Genomic DNA, 20548 nt, shown 5'->3' on the forward strand with positions numbered 1-20548 from the left:
ACGCACTCATGCTCTATTCAGGAGACCAGCAGGTCATCCTCACCGTCATCACCATCGCCTATTTCTTCTTCCTCATCGGGGTCTCGGTGTGGATCGGACTCAAGCAGATCAAGACCTACGAGGACTACAACGTCGCCTCGCGCAGCGTGACGCTGTTCCCCCTCATCCTCACCTACGTCGGCACCGCGATCGGCGGCTCGATCCTGCTCGGCCTCATCACCAACGGCTATTCGCTCGGCATGGGTCAGCAGTGGTTCAACGCCGGCATCATCCTCGCCAGCGTGCTCATGGCGGTCTTCTTCATCAAGCGCATCCGGGTGCTCGGGGAGAAGAACAACTATGTGACGATCGGCGACTTCACCGCGCACCGCTTCGGCTCCGCGGCCCGCATCCCGACGACGATCGCCGTGCTCACCGCCTACTGCGCGATCACCGGCATGCAGTTCGTGTCGATCGGCCTCATCCTCAACCTCATCGCCAACATCCCCATGACCGCGGCGATCATCATCTCCGCCGTCATGCTCACGATCAAGACGGTGTTCGGCGGGCTCAAGGCCGTGGTGTGGCAGGACGCGTTCCACGGCACCCTGCAGACCATCGCGGTGTTCGGGCTGTTCGTCCTCGTCCTCGTCGTCGCCGGGGACTTCAGCCAGGTGCAGGCCAACGCCGAGGCCCAGGGGCTCGGTCAGCTCATGGATCCGATGGGGATCGGCTTCGCCGAGGTGGCCGTCTACGCGCTCACCGTCGGCGCCTACCAGCTCGTCCGGCAGGACCTGTGGCAGCGCGCCTGGGCGGGCAAGGACCTCAAGACGGTGATCAAGGGGTACTGGATCGCGCTGGCGCTCATGACCGCAACGATGGTCATGGTGATCTGGATCGGCGTCTGGGCCCGGTTCGGCATCGGACTCGAATCCGAGGACCCGACCCTCGTGTACTACGAGCTCATCGCCGAGCTGCTCCCCTTCGAGGTCGTCATCATCCTCATCGTCGCTCTCATGGCGACGGTGATCTCGTGCGCGGACTCGTTCTTCATGTGCGGCGCGTCGTCGATCGTCAACGACGTCATCAAACCCCGACTGGCCAAGGACACCTCGCAGAAGGCGCTCCTGCGCTGGAGCCGGATCGCGGTCGTCATCACTGCGGTGATCGCGCTCGTCCTCGCGCTCGCGGTGCCGGTGCTCGTCGAGCTGTGGGTGACCGGAACGGCCATGCTCGTGTCCGGCCTCCTGTTCCCCGCCATCGTCGCCCTTTACTTCACGCGGGTCTCGGGCCGCGGGGCCATCATCTCGATGTGGGTCGGACTCGTCGTGTCGATCGGCTGGACCCTGCTGGGCGGGCCGTTCGGCATCCACCCGGTGTTCCTCGGGTTCCCACTGTCGATCGCCACGTACCTCGTGTTCCACTTCGTCGACCGCAGGCGGCTCGTCGAGTTCGCCGGACTGCCGCCCGAGGAGACGCGCCTGGTGCTCGATTCCGAGCGGTCGGACGGCGCGGGAGACGAGGCGAGCGGGACCGGAGGCACGGATGCGGGTGCGCGTGGAGATGGCCGGGCGGCCGGCACCTCGGCGGCTGCGTCCATGGAACCGGGCCGTCGCCCGCAGTGACCCCGCCGGGTCCCGAGGTGGGTACCCGAGAATGCAGAAGCGCCGCTGTCACCAGCGGCGCTTCTGTTGCGAGGGGATGACGGGAATCGAACCCGCACCATCAGTTTGGAAGACTGAGGCTCTACCATTGAGCTACATCCCCGAATGTGCGAGACCGACTCTAGACCAGAGGCGGGCGGTTTGGCAAAACCTGCATCCCCATCGGCCCGGGTGATCCGGCCCGGGTGATTAGGGCAATCGAGAGCGCGCTGACTATGATTCGAGAGGACCCCGGGGTGTAGCGCAGCTTGGTAGCGCATCTGCTTTGGGAGCAGAGGGTCGCAGGTTCAAATCCTGTCACCCCGACGGCGGAGGGCCCGCGGACCGAACGGTCCGCGGGCCCTCGTGCATCGCCGGCTCCCGACGATCAGGATCCTCAGCCGCCGTGCGGGACGACGACGGCGCGGGCGGAGAGCTCGCCGGCCTGGAGCCTCCGGTACGCCTCGAGCCCGTCGTCGAGCGAGAAGCGCTCGACCTCCGGCACGATCTGACCGGCGCGGTACATCGCGACGACCTCGTGGAGGTCCTCGATCGTGCCCCAGTACGTGCTCGTCAGCTCCGCTTCGTAGGGCGCGGTGAAGAACGACCAGGGGTGTGCGCCGCCGTCGATCCCGACGATCGTCACCCGGCCCTGCACCGCGACCGAGGCCATCGCGATCCCGATCGTCGGAGCCGCGCCGACGAAGTCGAACACCGCGTCCACCCCGCGACCGCCGGTGAGCTCGCGGATCCGATCGACCTGATCGTCCCCGCCCGGCACGGTCACCGCACCGTACTTCTCCGCCTGGGCCATCGCCTCGGGCTTCATGTCGGTGGCGATGATCGTCGCACCGGTGAGCGCGCGGAGGATCTGCACCCCGATCTGACCGAGCCCGCCCAGGCCGATGACGAGCGCGGACTTCCCGCCGCCGGCCAGGTGCGGCAGTGCGAGCTTGATCGCGTGGTACGGGGTGAGGCCGGCATCGGACAGGGGAGCGGCGGCCACCGGGTCGGCATCCCCGAGCGGCACGAGGTTGCGGGCGGGGACGGACACGTACTCCGCCATCCCGCCGTCGCGGCCCAGCCCGATGCCCATGTAGGGGTTCGTCGCCTGGTTCTCGCAGTAGGTGTCCTGCCCGCGTGAGCAGGCCTTGCACCGGCCGCAGCCGACCGGTCCGTAGACGAGGTGGGCGTCGCCCTTCTCGAACCCCTCGACCCCGGGGCCGAGCTCCTCGACCCAGCCGGAGTTCTCGTGGCCGAGCACGAACGAGGGCGGCACGCGGCCCGGGGTGTCGGCCTCGAACACGTCGTAGATCGCGACGTCGGAGTGGCAGGCGCCTGCGCCGGCGACCTTGAGCAGCACCTCCCCGGGGCCCGGAGTGGGTCGGTCGATCTCCTTGAGGGTCGGGAAGGTCTTGTAGTCCTCGAACACGATCGCGCGCATGGGTGCCTCACTCCTGTTGATGCGTTCCGGGGCGGGCCGGTGTCGCCGGCCCGATCGCAGCCGCCGGGCCCGGTGGCTCGGGAACCGCGATCACCTCCACCCTAGAGCGACGTATGCGCATGTGTGCGTGCGTTCGGATCGTCGACATCCGGTGTTCACTCCGTGGTCGGGCGGGTGGCCGCCGCGGACCCTGCTGCGGCGGATTTTCGCCCGTCGAACGGTCTGGGATAGGCTGTAGGGCGGTCTGCAATCCGGCGAGTGAGCCGGATCCCCCTACCTTCTGTCCCAACGAGAGGTTTACTGTGAAGAGCTCCGTCGAGAACATCGACCCCACGCGGGTCAAGCTCAGCGTTGAAGCGCCCTACGCCGAACTCAAGCCGAGCATCGACGCGGCGTACAAGGAGATCGCCAAGCAGGTCTCCATCCCCGGATTCCGCCGCGGCAAGGTCCCTGCGCGGATCATCGACCAGCGCGTCGGTCGCCCGGCGGTCCTGCAGGAGGCCGTGAACAACAGCCTCGACGACCTCTACCGCAAAGCCATCGACGAGCACGAGCTCCGCCCGCTCGGCTCGCCCGAGGTCGAGGTCACCGCGATCCCCGGCCTCGACGGCACGGAGGAGGGCGACCTCACCTTCACCATCGAGGTCGACGTCCGCCCCGAGATCGAGCTCCCCGCCTACGACACCCTGAGCGTCGAGGTCGACACCTTCGAGGTCTCCGACGAGGACGTCGAGAAGGAGCTCACCGACCTCCGCAGCCGCTTCGGCACCCTCAAGACCGTCGACCGCCCGGCGCAGAAGGACGACTTCGTCACCCTCGACCTCACCGCCACGGTCGACGGCGAAGAGGTCGACTCGGCTTCCGACATCTCCTACCAGGTGGGTGCCGGCACCATGCTCGAGGGCATGGACGAGGCGCTCGACGGGCTGTCCGCCGAGGAGGAGACCTCCTTCGAGTCCACTCTCGCCGGGGGCGAGCACGCCGGCAGGGCCGGCCTCGTCGCGATCACCCTCAAGGCCGTCAAGGAGCGCGAGCTCCCCGAGGCCGACGACGATTTCGCGCAGCTCGCCAGCGAGTTCGACACGATCGACGAGCTCAAGGCCGACCTGCGCGAGCAGGCCGCGAAGCAGAAGGAGTTCGACCAGGGCGTGCAGGCGCGCGACAAGGTCCTCGAGCTCCTCATCGAGAAGCTCGATGTCCCCGTCCCGGCCAAGCTCGTCGAGGACGAGGTGCACCGCCACCTCGAGCAGGAGAACCGGCTCGAGGACGACGAGCACCGCGCCGAGGTCACCGCGGAGACGGAGAAGACCCTGCGCACCCAGTTCGTGCTCGACGCGGTCGTCGAGGCCGAGAACGTCGACGTCTCGCAGCCGGAGCTCATCGAGTACATCATCTCCGCGGCCCAGCAGTACGGCATGAACCCCAACGAGTTCGCGCAGGCGCTCGACTCGAACAACCAGGTCCCGGCCATCGTGTCCGAGGTTGCGCGCCGCAAGGCCCTGGCCGAGGTGCTCGCCGGGGCGAAGGTCGTCGATGCCGACGGCAGCACCGTCGACATGACCGCGTTCACCACCGCCCCGGGTGAGGACGAGGAGGACTCCGAGGAGGTCGAGGCGGCTGTCGAGTCGACCGACGCCGAGGCGGGGTCCGACTCCGGCGAGAAGGCCGACTCCGAGGAGAAGGCCGAGAAGAAGGCCCCGGCCAAGAAGGCCGCTCCGAAGAAGTCCGCGAAGAAGGACGACGCCGAGGCCGATGCCGAGGACGCGCCCAAGAAGAAGGCGCCGGCGAAGAAGGCCGCCGCCAAGAAGCCGGCGGCCAAGAAGGCCGCGGCGAAGAAGGACGAGAAGGCGGACTCCGACTCCGAGTGAGTTCGCGCCGGTCCGCTGCGAGGCGGTCCGGTCACCCGACGGCGGGCACGGTGCACACCGTGCCCGCCGTCGTCGTCCGGGCACTCTCGTGTCACCTCGCTCTGGCCCATTCCGGGCCCGGGGGCAGACGCCTTCCGGACGGTTCGGCGCGTGCTGCCGCGCGTGCAGCGTCCGGCCCGGTCACGGCCGCGCCGGGGCCGATCACGCTGAGGGCGAACACCGGACGGTCGGGGACTAAATCCCCGGATGCAGCGGTTAGAGTCCAGTACAGGACAGCAACAGACAACAGGAGTGAAACGTGAGCACACACGAGTTCGCCTCACCGGTTTCCGCAGGCGGAACCGGGGGACTGGGCCTCGATGACCACATCTTCAACCGCCTTCTCAAGGAGCGCATCATCTGGCTCGGCTCGGAGGTGCGGGACGAGAACGCCAACATGATCTGTGCTCAGATGATGCTGCTCGCCGCGGAGGACCCGGACAAGGACATCTGGCTCTACATCAACTCGCCCGGCGGCTCGGTGACGGCCGGCATGGCGATCTACGACACCATGCAGCACGTCAAGCCCGACGTCGGCACCGTGGCCATGGGCATGGCCGCCTCGATGGGACAGTTCCTCCTGTCCTCGGGCGCCAAGGGCAAGCGCTACGCCACCCCGCACGCGCGCATCCTCATGCACCAGCCGCTCGGCGGGATCGGCGGCACGGCCACGGACATCAAGATCCAGGCCGAGCTCATCCTCCACATGAAGAAGCAGATGGCCGAGCTCACCGCCGAGCAGACCGGGAAGTCGCTCGAGCAGATCCTCAAGGACAACGACCGCGACCACTGGTTCACCGCCGAGGAGGCCCGCGAGTACGGGTTCATCGACCGGGTCATCACCGGCTCGGAGGACATGTCCGGCGAGTCCGCGCTCAACTGAAGAACCAAGGAGTCAGAAGAATGACGAATCTCTCACCGTGGGCCGCCGCCGGCCAGATGCCGACCTCGCGCTACGTCATGCCGCAGTTCGAGGAGCGCACCCCGTTCGGCTTCAAGCGGCAGGATCCGTACACCAAGCTGTTCGAGGACCGCGTGATCTTCCTCGGCGTGCAGGTCGACGACACGTCGGCCGACGACGTCATGGCCCAGCTGCTCGTCCTCGAGTCGCAGGACCCCGACCGCGACATCACCCTCTACATCAACTCGCCGGGCGGCTCGTTCACCGCGCTCACCGCGATCTACGACACCATGCAGTACGTCAAGCCGGAGATCCAGACGGTGTGCCTGGGCCAGGCGGCCTCCGCGGCAGCCGTGCTGCTCGCGGCGGGCACCAAGGGCAAGCGCCTCGCGCTGCCCAACGCCCGCGTGCTCATCCACCAGCCGTCCATGCAGGGGCAGGGGCACGGGCAGGCCTCGGACATCGAGATCCAGGCCGCCGAGGTGCTGCGCATGCGGACCTGGCTCGAGGAGACCCTGGCGTCCCACTCGAACAAGACGGCCGAGCAGGTGTCGAGCGACATCGAGCGCGACCTGTTCCTCACCGCCGACCAGGCGCTCGACTACGGTCTGGTCGACCAGGTGCTGACCTCGCGCAAGGCCGTGCGCTGAGGATCGGTCTCCTCCCCGACGCCGCGAACGGCGCCGGGGACCCGGGGCGCGGACCGCAGAGGTCCGCGCCCCGTCGCGCACCCGGCGCCGTCGCGAAGACGGCCGTCGCCGGCCACGGGCCCGGTTCCTCGACACGCCTCCGGAGCCGGGTCCGGCGCCGTGTCAGCGGGATGTGGAATGCTGTTGAGGTGTTCATCCGAACAGGGATAGTCGTGGGGGCACATGCCCCGCTGAAAGGTTGTGACAGTGGCTCGCGGAACTGAGGGTGCTGACCTGCTCAAGTGCAACTTCTGCGGGAAGTCCCAGAAGCAGGTCCGGAAGCTCATCGCCGGGCCGGGCGTCTACATCTGCGATGAGTGCATCGGTCTGTGCAACGAGATCATCGAGGAGGAGCTCAACGAATCGACCGCAGAGGTCGAGGAGACGGAGCTGCCCCGCCCGCGCGAGATCTACGACTTCCTCCAGGAGTACGTCGTCGGCCAGGAGCCGGCGAAGAAGGCCCTCGCTGTCGCGGTCTACAACCACTACAAGCGCATCCGCGCGCTCACCGACTCCGGGTCGGACGCGGATTCCGGCGTCGAGATCGCGAAGTCGAACATCCTCCTCGTCGGCCCCACGGGATCCGGCAAGACCTACCTCGCCCAGACCCTCGCGAAGCGCCTCAACGTGCCGTTCGCCGTGGCGGATGCCACCGCGCTGACCGAAGCCGGCTACGTCGGCGAGGACGTGGAGAACATCCTCCTCAAGCTCATCCAGGCCGCCGACTTCGACGTCGAGCGGGCGCAGACCGGCATCATCTACATCGACGAGATCGACAAGATCGCACGGAAGTCGGAGAACCCGTCGATCACCCGCGACGTGTCCGGCGAGGGCGTGCAACAGGCGCTGCTCAAGATCCTCGAGGGTACACAGGCCTCGGTGCCTCCGCAGGGCGGGCGCAAGCACCCGCACCAGGACTTCATCCAGATCGACACGACGAACGTGCTCTTCATCGTCGCCGGCGCCTTCGCCGGCCTCGAGGAGATCATCGCCTCCCGCAAGGGCAAGCACGGCATCGGCTTCGGGGCTCTCATCCAGTCCAAGCAGGACGAGGACGACCTCTACTCCGAGCTCATGCCGGAGGACCTGCTCAAGTTCGGGCTGATCCCGGAGTTCATCGGCCGCCTGCCGGTGCTCGCCACGGTGTCGAACCTCGACCGCGAGGCGCTCATGTCGATCCTCACCGCACCGAAGAACGCGCTCGTCAAGCAGTACCAGAAGATGTTCGAGTTCGACGGGGCGGAGCTCGAGTTCGAGCCTGAGGCGCTCGAGGCGATCGCCGACCTCGCACTGCTGCGCGGCACCGGTGCGCGCGGCCTCCGTTCGATTATGGAGGAGGTGCTCCAGCCGGTGATGTTCGACATCCCGAGCCGCGACGACGTCGGCTCCGTGGTCGTCACCAAGGCGGTGGTGGAGAGCAACGCCGCCCCGACGATCGTGCCGAAGAAGGACTCCGAACCCCAGCAGCGCAGGCCCAAGTCCGCCTGACCGGACAGCGGAGAACGGATGCCCGGCGTGGACCGCACGGTCCGCACCGGGCATCCGCTGTCTCCCCGGATTACTGCGTGGCGACGGCCTGACCGTAGCCCTCCGAGGGCTGCACGACGACGAAGCCGGGACCGTGGAACACGAGCTGGAAGCTCTCCCCGGACCCGCGGCCGAAGAACGACCCCACGCTCACCGCGGACTTGATGTTCGGCGCGAGGTTGGCCGACCAGCACACGGCGGCTTGCGGGTCGACGAAGGTCGGGGTGCGCGAGCAGTCGAGGATCATCGGATCGCCCTGGCAGCACACCGCAGCGGTGCCGGTCCCGGACATCTCGAGGTTGAACAGGCCGGCGCCGGCGGCGAGCGCTCCGACGCCCTTGATCCGCTTGATGTCCCAGGCGAGGTCCGCATCGAAGGCGAGCAGACTCGAGGAGTTCACTGTGAGGGCGTCCTGCTGGCCCTCGAGCTGCATCATGAAGATGTTCGCGGCCTGCCGGGCGAAGAACACCTCACCGTGGCCCTCGACCCGCATCATCGGGGTGTCCTCGTTCGTCATCGCCTTCTTGAGGAACTGACCGACGGACGAGGAGCCCTGGTGGGTGAACTCGACGTTGCCCTGGTAGGCGACCATCGCGCCCTTCGTGGCGACCATCGGGGCATCGGGGGTGACGAGCGCGCGCAGCATCTTGGACGACTGCATCGTCCAGCGCTGGTTGCTCTCCTGTTCGGCATTGCGCTTGGCAAAGAGTTCGCTTCGCATCAGGGGCTCCTCGTGACGACAAAGAAGGGGAGTGCGAGCAGGTGCTCGCACTCCCCAGACTAGATCCCCGGAACCCCGAGGACGAGACCTCAGCGTTGCGGATCCGCCACAGCGAACTCGACCTCGGTCACGGCGAGCTCCGCGCCCTCGACGGCACGCAGCTCCCAGTCCTTCACGCGGCCGGCGGCGCGCAGGTCCGCCTCGGCGCGTGCGATGAGCTCGATGATCCGCGGTTCGGCGGTGACGACGGCGCGGGTGATCTCCGTCTTCTGCGAGACCTTCGCCTCGGTCTTCGTCCGGCGCACCTCGCCGAGCACCGCGGCGACGTCGGCGAGCATGCCGGCCGGCGCCTCGGCGGCGGGGAACTCCGGCAGCGCCTCCGGCGCGGGCCATGCGGCACGGTGGACGGAGCCCTCCTGCCACCACGACCACACCTCTTCGGTGACGAACGGGGTGATCGGTGCGAAGAGCCGCAGCAGCACGTCGAGCGCGGTGGCGAGCGTGGCGTGGGCCGACAGCTGCGCGGCCTCGCCGTCCGCCCCGTAGGAGCGGTCCTTGACGAGCTCGACGTAGTCGTCGGTGAACTCCCAGAAGAACGACTCCGCGGCGCGGAGCATGTGCGAGTAGTCGTAGGCGGCCATGTGGGTGCCGCAGTCGGCCACGGTCGCCCGCAGCGCGGTGAGCAGCGCCCGGTCGAGCGGCTCGGTGACGAGGTCCGCCCGGCCCACGAGGCCTGCGTGCACGCCCTGCGCGAGCGCGAACTTCGAGGCGTTGAGGAGCTTCATCGCCAGCCGCCGGCCGATCTGCATCTGCGCGACGTCGTAGGCGGTGTCGGCGCCGAACCGTGCGCTCGCCGCCCAGTAGCGCACCGCGTCCGGACCGAAGCCGGGCTTCGATTCCTCGAGGATGTCGCTCGGCACGACGACGTTGCCCTTCGACTTCGACATCTTCTTCCGGTCCGGGTCGAGGATCCAGCCGGACAGCGCGGTGCTGCGCCACGGCACGGAGTCGTTGAGCGAGTTCGCCCGGACGACCGTGGAGAACAGCCAGGTGCGGATGATGTCGTGACCCTGCGGCCGCAGGTCGAACGGGAAGACCGTGTCGAACAGCGCCTGGTCCCGCGACCAGCCCCCGACGATCTGCGGGGTGAGCGAGGAGGTCGCCCAGGTGTCGAGGACGTCCGGGTCGCCGGTGAAGCCACCGGGCTGATCGCGCTGATCCTCGCTGAACCCGGTGGGAGCCTGGGCCTGCGGGTCGACGGGCAGCGCGGCGTCCTCGGGCACGATCGGCGCGGAGTAGTCCGGGCTGCCGTCGGCGTCGAGCCGGTACCACAGCGGGATCGGCACGCCGAAGTAGCGCTGCCGGGACACGAGCCAGTCGCCGTTGAGGCCCTCGACCCAGTTCTCGTAGCGCGAGCGCATGAAGCCGGGGTACCACGTGACCTCGCGGCCGCGGGCGATGAGCGCATCGCGGAGCTCGGCCGAGCGCCCGCCGTTGCGGATGTACCACTGGCGGCTGGTGACGACCTCGAGCGGCTTGTCGCCCTTCTCGTAGAAGGGCACCGGGTGGGTGATCGGCTCCGGGTCGGCGAGCAGGTCGCCGGATTCCCGGAGGAGCTCGGTGATGTCCTTGCGGGCGGTGAAGGTCGTCTTGCCGGCGAGCTGCGTGTAGAGCTCGGCCGCATCGGCCTTGGGCGAGTCCGCGATCCACTTGGGGACCTCGCGGGCCAGACGCCCCTCGCGGGTGATCACGGGGCGGGTGGGCAGGTCGAGCTCGCGCCACCAGGTGACGTCGGTGAGGTCGCCGAAGGTGCAGACCATGGCGATGCCGGTGCCCTTGTCGGCCTTCGCCAGCTCGTGGGCGCGGACCTCGACGGACACGCCGAACAGCGGGGACACCACCGTGGTGCCGAAGTACGGCCGGTAGCGCTCGTCGTCGGGGTGGGCGACGAGCGCGACCACGGCGGGGATGAGCTCCGGGCGCGAAGTGACGATGACGATCGGGTCGGCGGAGGTGTCGGCGGTGCCGTCGGCGGCGGCCGGGTGGAATGCCACCCGGTGGTAGGCGCCCTCCTTCTCGCGGTCCTCGAGCTCGGCCTGGGCGACCGCGGTGCCGAAGGTCACGTCCCACATCGTCGGCGCATCGGTGGAGTAGGCGTGGCCGCCCGCCAGGTCGGCGAGGAACGCCCGCTGGCTCACCGCGCGCGAGGTGTCGTCGATCGTGCGGTAGGTGTACTTCCAGTCGACCGACAGGCCCACGGAGCGGAAGAGGTCCTCGAAGACCTTCTCGTCGTCGGCGGACAGCTGCTCGCACAGCTCGATGAAGTTCTGCCGGGACACCGGCACGAAGTCCCGCGGGTTCTTCGCCGGCTTGGCCGGCGGCTCGAAGCCCGGGTCGTGGGGCAGGCTCGGTTCGCACCGCACGCCATAGTAGTTCTGCACCCGCCGCTCGGTGGGCAGGCCGTTGTCGTCCCAGCCCAGCGGGTAGAACACGTTCTTCCCCGTCATCCGCTGGTAGCGGGCGATGATGTCGGTCTGGGTGTAGGAGAACACGTGCCCCACGTGCAGGGAGCCCGAGGCGGTGGGCGGGGGAGTGTCGATGGAGTAGACGGCGTCGCGCTGCGTGTCGGGGTCGAAGGCGTAGACGCCGGACTCACCCCAGTTCGCGTCCCACTTGTCCTTGAGGCCCTCGAGGGCCGGCTTGTCCGGGAGATGCACCGAGTCATGTGTGCGCGAGGCAGGTTGAGTCATAGTGCTCAGATTCTCGCACCGGTGCAGGTGCAATCCAAACAGGCGGCACCGTCGCGGCGCGCTGCCGTGGCACGATGGTGGCATGGCACTGCTCGGACGCGTGGGGGAGGACAACCCCCCGCCCACCTCGACCGGCTGGATGAACCCCGCCCGGTCGCTGGCGATCATCGCTGTCGTGGCGATCCACGCGATCGGCGACACCGTGGAGACCCGGTACACCGATCTCGGGACGAGCGCGTGGTGGCTCGCCAATGCGATCGACTCCTCCGCCCGCTGGTCCGTCCCGGTGTTCCTCATGATCGCCGGCGCGCTCGCCCTCGATCCGGCCAAGGGCGGCCGACCACGCGAGTTCCTCCTCAAGCGGGTCTTCCGGATCGGGATCCCGCTCGTCGTGTGGACCGTGATCTATGTCCTGTTCCGCCTCTACTACATGGGCGGTCGGGAGTCGGACTGGGATCCGATCCTCGCGATCGCCTCGGGCTCGCCGTTCGTCCAGCTCTACTTCCTCTACGTGCTCGCCGGGCTCACGCTCCTCACGCCGTTCATGCGGCTCCTGTCCACGCACGGCTCGCGGCGGGTCCAGTGGGGGACCGCGCTCATCCTGCTCGGGATCGGGATGGCCGACGGGATCTTCGCCTCGGCATTCGGGGTTGGGGAGTCCAACGCGGCCACCCGCTTCCTGCCGATGATGGGCTACTACGTGCTCGGCTGGGTGCTGCGCGACTGGATCCTCACCCGCCGGCAGGCCGTGATCGCCGCACTCGTGTTCGCCTCCGGTGTGCTGTCGACCTTCCTGTGGGCGGGGTTCGGCCCGGGGGAGAAGCCGTGGAAGTTCTCCTACGAGTACCTCTCGCCCATGGTCGTGGCGATGTCGCTCGCCGCCTACCTCCTCCTCCACTTCTCCATGCGCTCGGGGTTCGGGCTCCTCACTCGCCTGTACCCGTACTCGTTCGGCGTGTTCCTCCTCCACCCGCTGCTCCTGTTCCCCATGCGCGAGCTCATCGGCGGCCCGTCGAGCCTCGGCGACGTCGCGCTCCACGGCCTCGTCATGCCGATCGTCTACACCCTCGTGTGCACCGTGCTCACGATGATCGCGCTGAGGACCCCGCTCCTCCGCGCGGCGTTCGGGGAGGGCCGGCCGCCGCGCCGCTGGATGCGCCGGCTCGCGGCCGAGGACTCCCGCGCCGACGGTGCGCCGGGCACCGGGTCGACCGGCGTCGGGCCCTCCGACCTCAGGACGCCCGGGTGCTGAAGCGTGCGGGCCGGGGCCGAGGTGCGGGCGCCTCGGGCGTGCGAGGATCCTGCCGGGCCGCGGGCGCTTCGGGCACGGTTCCGCCCACCGGCGGCGCACCCCGGTAGGCTGGCCGCAGGACCGCCGAACCCGTGACCGCGGGTGACCGGGAACTCGACCACCAGGAACACGGAGGAGCCATGTCCACTCTGCGCGCAGTCGTCACCGGAGCGAGCTCGGGAATCGGAGCGGCCACCGTCCGCCGCCTCCGCCGGGAGGGGTGGGACGTCGTCGCCGTCGCCCGCCGCGAGGACCGGCTCGCCGAGCTCGCGGCCGAGACCGGGGCCGAGGTCGTCGTCGCCGACATGACGAGCGACGCCGACGTCGCCCGGATGGCCGAGCAGGTCGTCGCCGAAGGCCCCGTCAACGCGCTCGTCGCGAACGCCGGGTTCGCGCTCGGTACCGACACCGTGGCCGAGGCCGACGTCGACGGCTGGCGGCGGATGTTCGACATCAACGTCCTCGGCGTGGTGCGGTGCGTCAAGGCGCTGCTGCCTGCGCTCGTCGAGTCCGGGCGCGGCGACATCGTCGTGATGTCCTCGACCGCCGGCCACCAGGCCTACGAGGGCGGCGGCGGGTACGTCGCGGCGAAGCACGGCTCGCACTCGACGGCCGCGACCCTGCGCCTCGAGCTCGCTGGGCAGCCGGTGCGGGTCATCGAGATCGCTCCCGGCATGGTCGCCACCGAGGAGTTCTCCCGCAAGCGGCTGGGATCCCAGGAGAAGGCCGACAAGGTCTACGAGGGCGTGGAGAACCCGCTCACCGCCGAGGACTGCGCCGACGCCGTCGTCTACACGCTCACCCGGCCGCACCACTTCAACGTGGACCTCATGGTCATCCGCCCGATCGCCCAGGCCGCCCAGCACAAGGTCGCCAGGCACCAGGGCCTCTGAGGCCCGCATGGACTCCGGGGCGGGGTCCCGGCCGGCCCAGCGGGCTCGAACTGCGCGGTATCCGAATCCGCGCGCGCAATTGTGCGGCGGTCGTCGGATACCGCGCAGTTCGGCAGCGGGCGCGCGGGCGCGACGGTGGACTGGACCCCGTGCGGCCGTGCGCTAGACTGAGGAACTGCGCTGATCCGGCCATCACCGGGGAGCATTCGGAAGAACAGCCGCGCGCGTCCGCCTCGGGCGTGGCGCCGCGGCCCAGTAGAACCGGACGGGTGGGCCCGTCACAGCCTGCAGGAATGAGCGATCCGCTCCCCACCGGAGCCGCGGACCGATCATCTGCCCCGACATCGGTCCGGGCAGGTCGGAGGTCCGGGTTCGACCCGGCGGGTGCGCGGATAAGCGGGGTGGTACCGCGGCAGTGATGTCGTCCTCGCACGGATCGAACCGACACACCATCGAACCGGACGAACCCCGAGGGACGCTCATGACCGAACAGCACGATTCCGCTCCGCTCTACCCGAAGAAGTCGACCTCCGCCTTCGGGCTCACCGCCTCTCCGCGGTTCCCCGCCATCGAAGCCGATGTACTGCGGTTCTGGGAGGAGGACGGCACCTTCCAGGCCTCGATCGACAACCGGCCCGCCGGTGAGAACGGGGAGAACGAGTTCGTCTTCTACGACGGGCCGCCCTTCGCCAACGGCCTGCCGCACTACGGCCACCTCCTCACCGGCTACGTCAAGGACGTCGTGCCGCGCTACCAGACCATGCGCGGCAAGCGGGTCGAGCGCCGCTTCGGCTGGGACACCCACGGACTGCCCGCCGAGCTCGAGGCGGAGCGCCAGCTCGGCATCACCGACAAGTCCCAGATCTCCGACATGGGCATCGCGGAGTTCAACGCCGCCTGCCGCGCCTCGGTCCTCAAGTACACCGACGAATGGCAGGAGTACGTCACCCGGCAGGGTCGCTGGGTCGACTTCGACAACGACTACAAGACGCTCAACGTCGAGTACATGGAGAGCGTCATCTGGGCGTTCAAGCAGCTGTGGGACAAGGGCCTCGTCTACGAGGGCTACCGCGTGCTGCCGTACTGCTGGCGCGATCAGACCCCGCTGTCCAACCACGAGCTCCGGATGGACGACGACGTCTACAAGATGCGTCAGGACCCCTCGGTGACGATCGGCTACCGGCTCCTCGATCCCGTCGAGCTCGGCACCGGCCGCGCCGAGGTCGACTCCGCCGAGCAGTACGTCCTCATCTGGACGACGACCCCATGGACGGTGCCGAGCAACCAGGCCGTCGCCGCGAACCCCGAGGTCGAGTACGTCGCCGTGCTCCCCGGCGAGGACGCCGCCCCCGAGCTGCAGGGGCATGTCCTCGTCCTCGCCCGCGAGCGCCTCGCCGCCTACGCCAGCGAGCTCGGCGCCGAGCCCGAGGTCGTCGCCACCGTGCCCGGCCCCGAGCTCGCCGGCCGCCGCTACGAGCCGCCCTTCCCGTACTTCGAGGGACGCCAGGAGGAGTTCGGCGAGCGGATGCACACGATCCTCGAGGCCGACTTCGTCACCACCGAGGACGGCACCGGCATCGTCCACCAGTCGCCGGCCTTCGGTGAGGAGGACAAGGTCCTCACCGACACCTACGGCATCCGGGCGGCGCGTCCCGTCGATGACAGCGGCTGCTTCGAGCACCCCGTCGACGATTACGCCGGCCAGCAGGTGTTCGACGCGAACAAGCCGATCATCGCCGACCTCAAGCATCACACCGGTCCGCTCGCCGGGCGCAGCGCGTTGCTCGTGCGCCACGAGACCTACGAACACTCCTACCCGCACTGCTGGCGCTGCCGCACCCCGCTGATCTACCGCGCGGTGTCGAGCTGGTTCGTCGCGGTGTCGACCTTCAAGGACCGGATGGTCGAGCTCAACGAGCAGATCACCTGGGTGCCGGAGAACGTCAAGCACGGTCAGTTCGGCAAGTGGCTGTCCAACGCCCGCGACTGGTCGATCTCCCGCAACCGCTTCTGGGGTTCGCCGATCCCGGTGTGGGTGTCCGACGACCCCGAGCACCCGCGCACCGACGTCTACGGCTCGCTCGCCGAGCTCGAGGCCGACTTCGGACGGCTGCCGCGCAACGAGGCCGGGGAGCCCGACCTCCACCGGCCGTTCATCGACGAGCTCACCCGGCCCAACCCCGACGACCCGACGGGGAGGTCGACGATGCGCCGCGTCACCGACGTCCTCGACGTGTGGTTCGACTCCGGGTCGATGAGCTACGCCCAGGTGCACTACCCGTTCGAGAACCGCGACTGGTTCGACCACCACTTCCCGGGCGACTTCATCGTCGAGTACATCGGCCAGACCCGCGGCTGGTTCTACACCCTGCACGTGCTCGCCACCGCGGTGTTCGACCGCCCGGCGTTCCTCAACTGCATCTCCCACGGGATCGTGCTCGGCTCCGACGGCCAGAAGATGTCGAAGAGCCTGCGCAACTACCCCGACGTCAACGAGGTCCTCGACCGCGACGGCTCCGACGCCATGCGCTGGTTCCTCATGTCGAGCCCGATCCTGCGCGGCGGCAACCTCGTCGTCACCGAGCAGGGCATCCGCGACGGCGTGCGCCAGGTCATCCTGCCGCTGTGGAACGCCTGGCACTTCTTCGCCACCTACGCGAACTCCGCGGACTCCGACTCGGGTGAGAAGACCGGTTACGCCGCCCGCCCCCGCTACGAGTCGACCCGGGTGCTCGACCGCTACCTGCTGGCGAAGACGCACGACTTCCTCCGCGCCTTCGAGGCCCGCATGGACACCTACGACATCTGGGGCGCCTGCGACATGGTGCGCGAGCACCTCGACATGTTCACCAACTGGTACGTGCGCCGCTCGCGGCGCCGGTTCTGGGACGGCACCCCGGACACGCGCGAGTCCTTCGACGTGTTCTACACGTGCTTCGAAGCGTTCCTCCGTGCCGCCGCCCCGCTCATCCCGTTCACCATCGAGGAGATCTACCGCGGCCTCACCGGCGAGCGCTCCGTCCACCTGCAGGACTACCCGGATGTTTCCCTGTTCACCGCCGACCCCGAGCTCGTGGCCGCGATGGACCGGACCCGGGACGTGTGCTCCACCGGTTCGAGCCTGCGGAAGGCGAACAGCCTGCGCGTGCGGCTGCCGCTGGCCGGGCTCACCGTCGCCACCGACACCGCGCTCGGCGAGGACTTCACCGCGATCATCGCCGACGAGCTCAACGTGCGGCAGGTCACCGTGCTGCCGCTCGAGAAGGCTGCGGCCGCTGGTTTCACCCTCGAGCAGAAGCTCACCGTCAACGCCCGCGCGGCCGGCCCGCGCCTGGGCAAGCAGGTGCAGCAGGCGATCAAGGGCTCGAAGACCGGCGACTGGTCGGTGGTCGACGGGGTCGTGACCGCCGGAGGCATCGAGCTCGTCGACGGCGAGTACACGCTCGAGGAGGTCGCCGACGCCGGGGGCGCCGATGCCGCGCTCGCCGCGATGGACTCCGGCTTCGTCGCCCTCGACACCGCCGTGACCCCCGAGCTCGAGGCGGAGGGTGCGGCGCGCGACACCGTGCGCGCGATCCAGAACGCCCGCAAGCAGCTCGACCTCAACGTCTCCGACCGCATCCGGGTGACGATCTCCGCCCCCGAGCCCGCGCTCGACCACCTCCGCGCCCATACCGAGCTGGTGCAGGGGGAGACGCTCACCGAGCGGCTCGAGCTCACCGCCGCACCGCTGCCGGAGTCCGAGGAGGGCGTGTTCCCGGCCGGTGAGCTCCACCCCGATGCGCGCCTGCAGGTGAGCCGCGCATGACGGATCAGCACCTCCCCGAGGAGCTTCCCGACGGTCTCCCCGGCGGCGAGCTCGCCCCGCTCCTGCCCGACGACCCGGACGCCCCTGCCGTCGAGGCGGTGACGGGGACCTCCGAGGACCGCCCGCTACCCGCCGACGCGCGCGGCACCGCAGACCTCGCCCGCGTCTACGCCGAGCTGCTCGCGCGGGCCGGCGAGACGATGGTCGAACCGCGGCTCGACGCGACGCGCAGGGCCTGCGAGCTGCTCGGCGACGTCCACACCGCGGCGCCGGTCATCACCATCACCGGCACGAACGGCAAGTCCTCGACCGTCCGGATGGTCGATGCGCTGCTCACCGCGCACGGGTTGCGCGTGGGCCGCTTCACCAGCCCCCACCTCCACCGGGTCACCGAGCGCATCGCGGTGGATTCCGCCGAGGTGCCCGAACCGGTGTTCGTGCGCGTGCACGACGAGATCGCGCCGGTGCTCGCCGTCGTCGACGCCGAGCTCGAGGCGGCCGGCCGGGCCCGGCTGACGTACTTCGAGGCCCTCACCGTCCTCGCCCTCGCCGTGTTCGCCGACGCCCCCGTCGACGTCATGGTGCTCGAGGTCGGGATGGGCGGGGAATGGGACTCGACGAACGTCGCCGACGCCCAGGTGTGCGGGTTCACCCCCGTCGGCCTCGACCACACCGCGTTCCTCGGCCCCGATCTCACCGCGATCGCCACGACGAAGGCCGGGATCCTCGACCGCACCGTCGACCCGAGTCCGGCCCCGGACCCGGTTGCCGTGCTGGCCCGGCAGGACCCGGAGGCCGCAGCCGCCTTCACCGCGCAGATCGAGGAGCGCGGAGTGAGCGCGGCCTGGGAGGACAGCGACTTCGCCGTGATCTCCCGGCAGCAGGCGGTCGACGGCCAGCTCGTCACGCTCCGCGGCGCGTTCGGGATCAACCCGGACCTGTTCCTCCCGCTCCACGGAGCGCACCAGGTGCACAATGCCGCGCTCGCGCTCGCCATCTGCGAGCGGTTCCTGTCCGACGGGGAGAAGCCGCTCGATGCGGAGACCGTCGCCCAGGGGTTCTCCCAGGTCGATTCGCCGGGACGCGCGGAGATCCTCCGGAGCGAGCCGACGATCCTCGTCGACGGTGCGCACAACCCGGACGGCGCCCGCGTCCTCGCCGACACCATCGAGGAGGCCTTCGACTTCCGCGAGGTCGTCGCCGTGCTCGCGATGTTCGGCGACAAGGACCTCCACGGCGTGCTCGAGCACGTCCACCGCTTCGCCAACCGGGTGGTCGTCACCGAGGCCCGCTCCGAACGCGCACTGCCGCGCGAGGAGCTCGCCGCGGCGGCGGGCGAATGGTGGGACCCCGATGATGTCATCGGCGCCGAGGACATGAACGCGGCCCTCATGGAGGCGATCGACCTCGCACTCGCCGATGGCGAACCGGGAGTCGGCATCGTCGTCACCGGCTCGCTCACCACCGTCGCCGAGGCGCGCACGCTGCTCGGCCGGAAGGACGCCTCATGACCGGCGCGGCCGCCCAGAAGTCGAAGATCCCGCTGCTGTGCGCGACCGTGCTCGTTTCCGAGGTGCTCGTCATCTACTTCGCCGCGCTCGCCGGCTTCGGGCTGCGGCCCGTGCCCTTCGGCTGGGTGATCGGGGGTGCGACTGCGCTCGCGGCACTGTGCATCCTTGCGGTGGCGACCCTGCCACGGCGTCGCGGACAGCGCAGCGCGGGGATCGCGCTCGGCTGGCTCGCGCAGATCCTCATCCTCGCCGCCGGATTCGTCATGACCTCGCTGTTCTTCGTCGGGGCCGTGTTCGGGGTGATGTGGGCGGTCGCCGTCTACTGGGGGCGGCGGATGGATCGCGAGCTCACCGCCTGGGGCCGCTGAGCGCCGGCGCGGCCCCGGTGCGCCCGACCGGGACCGTCTCGCCCGGTGCACCGGCCCGAGGCCGTCTCGCCCGGTGCGCCGGGCCCTGCATGTCCTAGACTGATCGCGGCGCCGCACACCGGCCGCCGCCTGCGAAACCGAGATCCCTGAAGGAGAACCCCTCGTGACCGAACGCACTCTCGTGCTCGTCAAGCCCGACGGCGTCGAACGCGGACTGATCGGAGCGATCATCGCCCGCATCGAGACCAAGGGCTACACCGTCGAACGCCTCGAGCTCCTCCGGGCCACCCCCGAACAGCTCGCCGCGCACTACGCCGAGCACGAGGGCAAGCCCTTCTACCCGCCGCTCGTCGAGTTCATGTCGGAGGGGCCGCTCGTCGCGCTCGTCGCATCCGGCCACGGGGTCATCCAGGGCTTCCGCTCGCTCGCCGGGACCACCGACCCGACGACTGCGGCCCCGGGCACCATCCGCGGCGACCTCGGCCGCGACTGGGGGCTGAACGTGCAGAAGAACCTCGTCCACGGCTCCGACTCCGACGAATCCGCCGCGCGCGAGATCGCGATCTGGTTCCCCGAGGGCTGAGACGCCCACCGGCCGGCGCGCACTCATGCGCCGGCCCCGCGCCGGACTGCGCGGTATCCCACGAACTGCGCGGCATTGCGCGGTTTCTGCGGGATACCGCGCAGTTCGCGTCCGAGGCGTCCGATCCGTAGACCGGCCGGTGCCCGGGTGGGAAGCTCGAGGAACCGGAATGGCCCCCGGTCGATCTCCGGGCCGCGCGAGGAGGGCCACCGCCGACCCGTCGCGCACATTCCAGCCGATGGAAGCAGGCGCGGTCATGACGAGCGCAACCGAGATCCCCGACACCGGACGACGCACACCGACACCCGAGCGGCCACCCGTGCGACGGCGCGCACCGTTCGTCGAGTGGATCACCTCGACGGACCACAAGACCATCGGGTACATGTACCTCATCGCGTCCTTCACGTTCTTCTGCATCGGCGGCGTCATGGCGCTGCTCATCCGGCTCGAGCTGTTCGAGCCCGGGATGCAGATCATCGAGACGAAGGAGCAGTACAACCAGCTGTTCACCATGCACGGCACGATCATGCTGC

General features: G+C 69.4%; 15 protein-coding genes and 2 tRNA genes. 13 read left to right on the forward strand and 4 right to left on the reverse strand.

Features of this window, described 5'->3' with window-relative positions; all coding sequences use genetic code 11:
- The first annotated feature begins 8 nt into the window (after positions 1–8).
- Complete coding sequence (locus MTQ12_RS07050) at positions 9–1604, forward strand: sodium:solute symporter family protein (protein WP_247425414.1); 1596 nt, start codon at positions 9–11, stop codon at positions 1602–1604.
- A gap of 71 nt (positions 1605–1675) precedes the next feature.
- Here the strand turns inward: MTQ12_RS07050 and MTQ12_RS07055 are convergent.
- A tRNA-Gly gene (locus MTQ12_RS07055) sits at positions 1676–1746 on the reverse strand.
- Positions 1747–1875: 129 nt separating this feature from the next.
- On the opposite strand from MTQ12_RS07055, the gene MTQ12_RS07060 reads away from it, so the two are divergent.
- Positions 1876–1949 (forward strand) — tRNA-Pro (locus MTQ12_RS07060).
- A 70-nt stretch (positions 1950–2019) separates the two neighbouring features.
- On the opposite strand, the gene MTQ12_RS07065 is transcribed toward MTQ12_RS07060, so the two are convergent.
- Entirely contained in the window at positions 2020–3066 is a 1047-nt protein-coding gene (locus tag MTQ12_RS07065; protein ID WP_247425416.1) for an NAD(P)-dependent alcohol dehydrogenase, read from the reverse strand.
- Between the two features lie 302 nt (positions 3067–3368).
- Here MTQ12_RS07065 and tig point away from each other — a divergent pair, with 302 nt between their 5' ends.
- The 4 genes from tig (at position 3369) to clpX (ending at position 8051) form a co-directional block, all read left to right on the forward strand.
- On the forward strand, positions 3369–4934 hold the full coding sequence (gene tig / locus MTQ12_RS07070) for a trigger factor (protein ID WP_247425418.1): 1566 nt from the start codon (positions 3369–3371) through the stop codon (positions 4932–4934).
- Positions 4935–5232: 298 nt separating this feature from the next.
- Positions 5233–5856, forward strand: a complete 624-nt coding sequence (locus MTQ12_RS07075) for an ATP-dependent Clp protease proteolytic subunit (RefSeq protein WP_295687608.1) — start codon at positions 5233–5235, stop codon at positions 5854–5856.
- A gap of 20 nt (positions 5857–5876) precedes the next feature.
- Positions 5877–6524: an ATP-dependent Clp protease proteolytic subunit gene (locus MTQ12_RS07080; protein WP_137319451.1), complete on the forward strand. Its 648-nt coding sequence runs from the start codon at positions 5877–5879 to the stop codon at positions 6522–6524.
- A 246-nt stretch (positions 6525–6770) separates the two neighbouring features.
- Positions 6771–8051: an ATP-dependent Clp protease ATP-binding subunit ClpX gene (gene clpX / locus MTQ12_RS07085; RefSeq protein WP_247425420.1), complete on the forward strand. Its 1281-nt coding sequence runs from the start codon at positions 6771–6773 to the stop codon at positions 8049–8051.
- 70 nt (positions 8052–8121) lie between these two features.
- Here the strand turns inward: clpX and MTQ12_RS07090 are convergent, their stop codons facing one another.
- A complete protein-coding gene (locus tag MTQ12_RS07090) occupies positions 8122–8811 on the reverse strand; it encodes an AIM24 family protein (RefSeq protein WP_247425422.1) in 690 nt (229 codons plus the stop codon).
- A gap of 89 nt (positions 8812–8900) precedes the next feature.
- Positions 8901–11561: a valine--tRNA ligase gene (valS, locus tag MTQ12_RS07095; protein WP_247425424.1), complete on the reverse strand. Its 2661-nt coding sequence runs from the start codon at positions 11559–11561 to the stop codon at positions 8901–8903.
- A gap of 82 nt (positions 11562–11643) precedes the next feature.
- Between valS and MTQ12_RS07100 the strand changes: the two genes are divergently transcribed.
- The 7 genes from MTQ12_RS07100 to MTQ12_RS07130 form a co-directional block, all read left to right on the forward strand.
- Complete coding sequence (locus tag MTQ12_RS07100; RefSeq protein ID WP_247425426.1) at positions 11644–12813, forward strand: acyltransferase family protein; 1170 nt, start codon at positions 11644–11646, stop codon at positions 12811–12813.
- Positions 12814–12992: 179 nt separating this feature from the next.
- On the forward strand, positions 12993–13745 hold the full coding sequence (locus MTQ12_RS07105) for an SDR family oxidoreductase (protein ID WP_137319456.1): 753 nt from the start codon (positions 12993–12995) through the stop codon (positions 13743–13745).
- A gap of 481 nt (positions 13746–14226) precedes the next feature.
- On the forward strand, positions 14227–17553 hold the full coding sequence (gene ileS / locus MTQ12_RS07110) for an isoleucine--tRNA ligase (RefSeq protein WP_247425428.1): 3327 nt from the start codon (positions 14227–14229) through the stop codon (positions 17551–17553).
- Positions 17550–19064: a folylpolyglutamate synthase/dihydrofolate synthase family protein gene (locus MTQ12_RS07115; protein WP_247425430.1), complete on the forward strand. Its 1515-nt coding sequence runs from the start codon at positions 17550–17552 to the stop codon at positions 19062–19064. The genes ileS and MTQ12_RS07115 overlap by 4 nt, the downstream gene beginning before the upstream one ends.
- Complete coding sequence (locus MTQ12_RS07120; protein WP_137319459.1) at positions 19061–19432, forward strand: DUF4233 domain-containing protein; 372 nt, start codon at positions 19061–19063, stop codon at positions 19430–19432. The genes MTQ12_RS07115 and MTQ12_RS07120 overlap by 4 nt, the downstream gene beginning before the upstream one ends.
- A gap of 163 nt (positions 19433–19595) precedes the next feature.
- Positions 19596–20015, forward strand: coding sequence for a nucleoside-diphosphate kinase (gene ndk / locus MTQ12_RS07125; protein ID WP_247425432.1), 420 nt, complete (start codon positions 19596–19598; stop codon positions 20013–20015).
- Between the two features lie 256 nt (positions 20016–20271).
- Positions 20272–20548, forward strand: a 277-nt coding sequence (locus tag MTQ12_RS07130; protein ID WP_247425435.1) for a cbb3-type cytochrome c oxidase subunit I, incomplete at its 3' end; no start/stop codon positions are given.

The organism is Brevibacterium sp. R8603A2, from assembly GCF_023072605.1.
Classification (GTDB): domain Bacteria; phylum Actinomycetota; class Actinomycetes; order Actinomycetales; family Brevibacteriaceae; genus Brevibacterium; species Brevibacterium pityocampae.

Bases quoted from the DNA above. Each gene is read 5' to 3' on its own strand.
- MTQ12_RS07050 (WP_247425414.1), top strand. From the start codon at position 9: ATGCTCTATTCAGGAGACCAGCAGGTCATCCTCACCGTCATCACCATC.
- MTQ12_RS07065 (WP_247425416.1), bottom strand. From the start codon at position 3,066: ATGCGCGCGATCGTGTTCGAGGACTACAAGACCTTCCCGACCCTCAAG.
- MTQ12_RS07080 (WP_137319451.1), top strand. From the start codon at position 5,877: ATGACGAATCTCTCACCGTGGGCCGCCGCCGGCCAGATGCCGACCTCG.
- MTQ12_RS07090 (WP_247425422.1), bottom strand. From the start codon at position 8,811: ATGCGAAGCGAACTCTTTGCCAAGCGCAATGCCGAACAGGAGAGCAAC.
- valS (WP_247425424.1), bottom strand. From the start codon at position 11,561: ATGACTCAACCTGCCTCGCGCACACATGACTCGGTGCATCTCCCGGAC.
- MTQ12_RS07100 (WP_247425426.1), top strand. From the start codon at position 11,644: ATGGCACTGCTCGGACGCGTGGGGGAGGACAACCCCCCGCCCACCTCG.
- MTQ12_RS07105 (WP_137319456.1), top strand. From the start codon at position 12,993: ATGTCCACTCTGCGCGCAGTCGTCACCGGAGCGAGCTCGGGAATCGGA.
- ileS (WP_247425428.1), top strand. From the start codon at position 14,227: ATGACCGAACAGCACGATTCCGCTCCGCTCTACCCGAAGAAGTCGACC.
- MTQ12_RS07115 (WP_247425430.1), top strand. From the start codon at position 17,550: ATGACGGATCAGCACCTCCCCGAGGAGCTTCCCGACGGTCTCCCCGGC.
- MTQ12_RS07120 (WP_137319459.1), top strand. From the start codon at position 19,061: ATGACCGGCGCGGCCGCCCAGAAGTCGAAGATCCCGCTGCTGTGCGCG.